Annotated in this window: 7 protein-coding genes; 6 read left to right on the top strand and 1 reads right to left on the bottom strand. The window is 60.3% G+C overall.

Annotation, left to right across the window (positions count from 1 at the left end; translation table 11 throughout):
• Positions 1-70 precede the first annotated feature (70 nt).
• The 6 genes from rpmD to gdhA all read left to right on the top strand — a co-directional run bounded on the left by rpmD (position 71) and on the right by gdhA (position 5445).
• Complete coding sequence (gene rpmD, locus B7X90_RS17610) at positions 71-247, top strand: 50S ribosomal protein L30 (protein ID WP_292626727.1); 177 nt, start codon at positions 71-73, stop codon at positions 245-247.
• A 170-nt stretch (positions 248-417) separates the two neighbouring features.
• Entirely contained in the window at positions 418-933 is a 516-nt protein-coding gene (rplO, locus tag B7X90_RS17615) for a 50S ribosomal protein L15 (RefSeq protein WP_292626730.1), read from the top strand.
• Between the two features lie 149 nt (positions 934-1082).
• A complete protein-coding gene (gene secY, locus B7X90_RS17620) occupies positions 1083-2450 on the top strand; it encodes a preprotein translocase subunit SecY (protein ID WP_292626732.1) in 1368 nt (455 codons plus the stop codon).
• A gap of 30 nt (positions 2451-2480) precedes the next feature.
• Positions 2481-3131: an adenylate kinase gene (locus B7X90_RS17625; RefSeq protein ID WP_292626733.1), complete on the top strand. Its 651-nt coding sequence runs from the start codon at positions 2481-2483 to the stop codon at positions 3129-3131.
• 46 nt (positions 3132-3177) lie between these two features.
• The gene (locus B7X90_RS17630) at positions 3178-3939 is read left to right on the top strand and encodes an SRPBCC family protein (RefSeq protein WP_292626736.1); all 762 of its coding nucleotides are present in this window, start codon (positions 3178-3180) and stop codon (positions 3937-3939) included.
• Positions 3940-4089: 150 nt separating this feature from the next.
• The gene (gdhA, locus tag B7X90_RS17635) at positions 4090-5445 is read left to right on the top strand and encodes an NADP-specific glutamate dehydrogenase (RefSeq protein WP_366409873.1); all 1356 of its coding nucleotides are present in this window, start codon (positions 4090-4092) and stop codon (positions 5443-5445) included.
• A 94-nt stretch (positions 5446-5539) separates the two neighbouring features.
• On the opposite strand, the gene B7X90_RS17640 is transcribed toward gdhA, so the two are convergent.
• A partial coding sequence (locus B7X90_RS17640) for a hypothetical protein (RefSeq protein WP_292626738.1) occupies positions 5540-5779 on the bottom strand: 240 nt, incomplete at its 5' end.

The following is a 5779-nucleotide window of genomic DNA, read 5'->3' on the forward strand; positions in this document are numbered from 1 at the left end:
GCTCGGCCGTGGTGGCGCTTCGGTAGTCGAAGCCGAAGCCGCTGCCGACGCCATCACGGAGTAATCGGTCATGGCTACGATCAAGATCAAGCAGATCGGCTCGCCGATCCGTCGCCCCGAACATCAGAAGAAGATTCTGGTCGGTCTGGGTCTGGGCAAGATGAACCGCGTGGTTGAGCTGGAAGATACAGCTGAAGTGCGTGGCGCTATTGCCAAGCTTCCGCACATGGTGGCGGTGGTCGACTGACCACAGCTCCCGATGTGGGAATAGGGACACCCCGGCCTAGTGCCGGGGTTTTCCGTTTGAAGCGGACTTCCTTTGTGGGAGCCGGTTCATTGAGGGGTGACATGCTGGTGGCTTTGTCCTAAGGGCGCCCCTTCCATTCAGCGCGACAAAAGCGAAAGCGAGTGCACGACATGAAACTGAACGAAATTTCCGACAACAATGGCGCCCGCAAGGGCCGTATGCGCGTTGGCCGTGGCATCGGCTCGGGCAAGGGCAAAACCGCTGGCCGTGGCCAGAAGGGTGCCAAGGCACGTTCGGGCGTCAGCATCAACGGCTTTGAAGGCGGCCAGATGCCGCTTCACATGCGCATCCCGAAGCGCGGCTTCAACAACATCTTTGCCAAGGATTTCGCCGAAGTGAACCTGGGCATGGTCCAGAAGTTCATCGATGCCGGCAAGATCGACATCTCGGCACCGGTCGATCACGCGGTGCTCAAGGCTGCTGGCCTTGCCCGTGGCGGCAAGGACGGCGTGCGTCTGCTCGCCAAGGGCGAACTCACTGCCAAGGTCGCCTTCAAGGTCGATGGCGTGAGCAAGGGCGCTCTTGAAGCCGTTCAGAAGGCTGGCGGATCAGTCGAACTGCCCGAAGCCCGCCCCAGCGAGCATGAAAAGAAGACCGCTCGCCGCGAGGCCAACAAGGCCAAGTAAGCACTTTCCGATCCCCGCCCGCCAATCGGGCGGGGATTTCGGCATTGCAGGGGTTCGACTTTCGTTGCCCCGCACTATATGGGCTGGCTCAAGACGTCCGATCCCTGTGGCCACTGGCCCGGTTTCGCAGCAAGGCTTAGAACCCCGAAATGGCATCACGCGCCGATAACATCGCCAGCAACCTGAATCTGGCCAACTTCTCCAAAGCCACTGAGCTGAAAAAGCGCATCTGGTTCACGGTGGGTGCGCTCATCGTTTTCCGGTTCCTCAGCTTCGTGCCGCTGCCGGGTGTGAACCCGCTGATCATGGAGACGCTCTACGACCAGACGCGGGGCGGCGTTCTCGACATTTTCAATGCGTTTTCCGGCGGTTCGCTGGAGCGCATGAGCCTGATCGCGCTGGGCGTGATGCCCTATATCACGGCCTCGATCGTGGTGCAGCTGGCCGCCTCGCTTCATCCGACCTTGGCGGCGATGAAGAAGGAAGGCGAAAGCGGGCGCAAGAAGCTCAACCAGTACACGCGCTATGGTGCGGTGTTCCTGACCGCCATCCAGGGCTGGGTGCTCGCCTCCGGGCTTGAAGCATACGGCGCGTCGAGCGGGCTGCAGGCGGTGGTCAACCCCGGTATGCTGTTCCGCGTGGGTGCCGTGATCTCGCTGATCGGCGGGACGATGTTCCTGCTGTGGCTGGGCGAACAGATCACTTCGCGCGGGATTGGCAACGGCGTTTCGCTGATCATCATGGCTGGCATTGTGGCGCAGCTGCCCAAATTCTTCGGCAATCTGTTCGAAGGCGGACGCACCGGATCGATCTCGCCGTTCCTGATTGTGGGCATCGTGATCATGCTGGTCGTGCTGGTGCTGGCCATCTGCTTCTTTGAACGCGCCACGCGGCGGCTGCTGATCCAGTATCCAAAGCGTGCGACGCAGCGCGGCATGATGCAGGCCGACAGCAGCCATCTGCCGCTCAAGCTGAATACCGCAGGCGTCATTCCGCCGATCTTCGCCAGCTCGCTGCTTTTGCTGCCGCTGACGATCACGCAGTTTGCGGGCAATTCGATCTCGCCAGACACGACCATGGGGCAGGCGATCGTGACGCTGAACCAGTACCTTGGGCACGGCAAGCCGCTGTACATGCTGCTTTACGCTCTGGGCATCATCTTCTTCGCGTTCTTCTATACCGCCGTGGTGTTCAACCCGGAGGAAACCGCCGAAAACCTGAAGAAGAACGGTGGGTTCATTCCGGGCATCCGTCCGGGCAAGAACACGATGAACTACCTCGACTATGTGCTGACGCGCATCACCGTGCTGGGCGCTGCCTATATCACCGTGGTCTGTGTGGTGCCTGAGTTCATCATGGCCGAAACCGGCATGGGTGCGGTGTTCTTTGGTGGCACCAGCCTGCTGATCGTGGTCAACGTGACAGTCGATACAATCACCCAGATCCAGTCGCACCTGCTGGCACACCAGTATGGCGACCTGATCAAGAAGGCAAAGTTGAAGGGCCGACTGCGCTGAGGGCAGCAGCTGCTAGAGGGGATAGCATACGTGAACATCATCCTGTTGGGGCCTCCGGGCGCGGGCAAGGGCACCCAGGCACAGCGTCTGGTCGAACGCCACGGCATGAAGCAACTTTCGACCGGTGACATGTTGCGCGCTGCGGTGAAGGCTGGGACGCCGGTTGGTCTGAAGGCCAAGGCAGTGATGGAAGCGGGCGAGCTGGTTTCGGACGAGATCGTCTCGGCACTGATCGGCGATGAGCTTGATGCGCTGCCTGCTGGGCAAGGTGCGATCTTTGACGGCTATCCGCGCACAGCGCCGCAGGCCGAATCGTTGGATGAAATACTTTCAGCGCGCGGCAAGGCGCTCGACCATGTGATCGAACTGGAAGTGAACGAGGACGCGCTGGTTGAGCGCATCACCGGTCGCTACACCTGCGCAAGCTGCGGCAAGGGCTATCACGACACGTTCGAAAAGCCTGTGGTTGAGGGCACCTGCGACAAGTGCGGGAGTCACGAATTCAAGCGCCGGCCTGATGACAACGAGGAAACGGTGCGTACACGGATGGCCGAATACCGCGCCAAGACCGCGCCGATCCTGCCGATCTATGAGAGCCGCGGCATCGTGGCCCGCGTCGATGGCATGGCCGACATGGATGAGGTTACGGCAGCCATTGAGGCTATCCTCGGCAAGCGCTAACAGGCGGGAGTTGCCTGCCCGTGTGGGGCAGGGGGAGGCTCCGTCGATGCGCATCGTGACAGGTTTTTTGGCGGCGGGGCTTTTGGGTTCCGCCGTTCCTGCGTCTGCTGAAGTGACGCAGAAGAGTGAAGCGGGGTTCGTCCTGCGCATAACGGCCGAGGTGGCCGCAAGCCCGGCCGATGCTTGGAAAGCGCTCGTCAACCCGGCGCTGTGGTGGAATCCGCAGCACACCTTTTCAGGCGATGCCGCAAATTTGTCGCTCGATCCTAATGCGAACGGCTGCTTTTGTGAGAAGTTGCCGGTGCCAAAGGATGCCCCAGCGGGACAGAAGGCCGGTTCGGTCATGCACATGCGCGTGGTCTATGCGGAGCCCTATCGCGCGTTGCGCATGGTTGGCGGCTTGGGGCCATTGCAGTCCGAAGCGATAAACGGAACCATGACGGTGACGTTCAAGCCGGTTGACGGCAGCGGCGGCAAAGCCACGCGGATACTTTGGGAATATGTTGTCGGCGGCTACATGCGCTACAAGGCTGATACGATCTCTGGTGCGGTGGACAAAGTGCTGGAGGGACAGCTTGGTGGGCTGGTGAAGCTGTTGGGACCGATGCAGCCGCCTGAGGCTGCAAAGGTACCCGTCGGAGAACCAGCGTTGGCGGAAGCCACGGGCGCTGAGGTATCCGCGAGGCCGGATGTGCCGAGCTATACGCCCGATCTTGAGCGGGATGAGGAAGCTGCCGGGGCATCGGTGAAGTCTGCGCTCGACAAGTTGTTCCCGAAGAACAGCGGCGGCACACCAGACAACAAGTGACATAGCCGACCGTAGCTATCGCATGGCGCAAAACACGTTAGTCTGCGTGTGACAAAAGATTGCGACTCGGACTGAAACTCCGAAGTTGCTCGATACGGGGCGCACCATATCGCAACAGGAGCCATCCGGCTCCGTCGAGGGGAGGGCACCGTGGCCGTATCTGATCATGTCGATTTGCCGACATTCATGGAAGGCGTGAAAAAGCGCAATGCGCATCAGCCGGAATTCGTCCAGGCAGTGCAGGAAGTGGCCGAAGACATCTTCGGCTTCATGGAAGACAAGGAAGAATATCACGCGCAGCAGATCCTGCGCCGTATTGCCGAACCGGACCGCGTGGTGTCTTTCCGCGTCTGCTGGGAGGATGACAACGGCAACGTTCGCGTGCAGCGTGGGTGGCGCGTGCAGAACAACAACGCCATCGGACCTTACAAGGGTGGCATCCGCTTCCATCCCTCGGTGACCGAATCGGTGCTGAAGTTCCTCGCGTTCGAACAGACTTTCAAGAACGCGCTGACGGGCTTGCCGATGGGCGGCGGCAAGGGCGGATCGAACTTCAACCCGAAGGGCAAGAGCGTGCGCGAGATCATGCGCTTCTGCCAGAGCTTCATGACCGAGCTTTACCGGCATATCGGGGCGGACGTTGACGTTCCGGCGGGCGACATCGGCGTAGGCGGCCGCGAGATCGGCTTCATGTTCGGCCAGTACAAGCGCATCACCAACAACTTCACCGGCGTGCTGACGGGCAAGGGGCTGGAATGGGGCGGCTCCTTGATCCGCACCGAGGCGACCGGCTATGGCGCGGTATATTTCCTCGCCAATATGCTGGCGCACAAAGGCGAAGATCTGGTCGGCAAGACCGCGGTGATCTCAGGCTCGGGCAACGTGGCAACCCATGCGGCTGAGAAGATCGTGCAGTTGGGCGGCAAGGTGCTGACGCTGTCGGATTCGGGTGGATACATCCATGATCCCGACGGTATCGATCAGGAAAAGATCAACTGGGTGAAGGCTCACAAAACGCATCGGCGTGGCCGCATCGAGGAATATGTCGAAGCGTTCCCCAAAGCGACTTTCGTGGCCGGCAAGACGCCGTGGGGCGTGCCCTGCGATATGGCGCTGCCGTGTGCGACGCAGAATGAACTGCTGGGCGATGACGCGCGCACACTGATTGCCAATGGCTGCAAGGCAGTCGCCGAAGGCGCGAATATGCCGACCGATCTTGACGGCGTGCACGTATTCAAGGCGGCGAAGATCCTCTACGCGCCGGGCAAGGCATCGAATGCTGGCGGCGTGGCTGTATCGGGCCTTGAGATGAGCCAGAATTCCGAGCGACGTTCGTGGCGCGAGGACGAACTACAGCAAATGCTCAAGGACATCATGGCGGGCATCCACAAATCGTGCCTTGCCTATGGCGATCAGGGCGGCGGCTATATCGATTATGTGAAGGGCGCGAATATCGCGGGCTTCAAGAAGGTGGCCGATGCAATGCTGGCGTTCGGTGTGGTGTAAGCGCGCCATTTGATTGTGGATTGAAGGAACCGGACGTGGTTGGGCGAATCATTCGCTCGGCTGCGGCCGGCTCTTTCATTTCCGAAGCATCTTTTCAGCGCTTTTGGTTGGCAAATCGGGGCTTTCCCACAGGCGTCGCGCAGCGCTGCGTGACGCGAATTGCTTTCCCCGATAAAGGTTTGACGAGAGATGCCTCCACGGTGGAGAAATATTTTCGTTCCCCACTTGTTCCATGAGAACACAAAGGGTACATAAGCCTTGTTGACGGTTCATGTGAGCCAACTCTAGCAAGGGAAACGAAGCCATGGCGGCTCAGCTCAAGCTCATCGAGGAA

This window comes from Novosphingobium sp. 17-62-19, assembly GCF_002256775.1.
Lineage (GTDB): Bacteria > Pseudomonadota > Alphaproteobacteria > Sphingomonadales > Sphingomonadaceae > Novosphingobium.

Bases quoted from the DNA above. Each gene is read 5' to 3' on its own strand.
- rpmD (WP_292626727.1), top strand. From the start codon at position 71: ATGGCTACGATCAAGATCAAGCAGATCGGCTCGCCGATCCGTCGCCCC.
- rplO (WP_292626730.1), top strand. From the start codon at position 418: ATGAAACTGAACGAAATTTCCGACAACAATGGCGCCCGCAAGGGCCGT.
- secY (WP_292626732.1), top strand. From the start codon at position 1,083: ATGGCATCACGCGCCGATAACATCGCCAGCAACCTGAATCTGGCCAAC.
- B7X90_RS17630 (WP_292626736.1), top strand. From the start codon at position 3,178: ATGCGCATCGTGACAGGTTTTTTGGCGGCGGGGCTTTTGGGTTCCGCC.